The sequence below is a fragment of the Streptomyces sp. NRRL B-1347 genome, assembly GCF_000720325.1.
Lineage (GTDB): Bacteria > Actinomycetota > Actinomycetes > Streptomycetales > Streptomycetaceae > Streptomyces.
Genome location: NZ_JOJM01000315.1, coordinates 1 through 280 on the forward strand (window position 1 = coordinate 1; position 280 = coordinate 280).

A 280-nucleotide genomic window follows, 5' to 3' on the forward strand; every position below is an offset into this window, starting at 1 on the left:
GGCTCCCGCGGTGGCGATGAGCCCCTCGCCGGAGACGATCGAGGTGCCGGTGCCGACGACGACGTCCACGCCGTCGAGGGTGTCCGGGTTCCCGGCCCGGATGCGGTCGCGGGCCATGGCCGCGTCACCGGGCAGGTCCGTCTTCAGGTCGTGGACGGAGACGATCATCCCGTAGTGCTCGGCCACCGCGTCCCGGCCGAAGGGCAGCGTGGGGTTGGTGGAGGACCCGATGACGTTCGGCACGCCCGCCATCTTCAGCACGTTCGGCACGTGACCACCG

At 71.8% G+C, this 280-nt stretch carries 1 pseudogene; it reads right to left on the bottom strand.

Going from position 1 to position 280, the window contains the following annotated elements:
- A pseudogene (locus IG74_RS47435) lies at nucleotides 1-280 on the bottom strand (hypothetical protein); the annotation flags it as partial.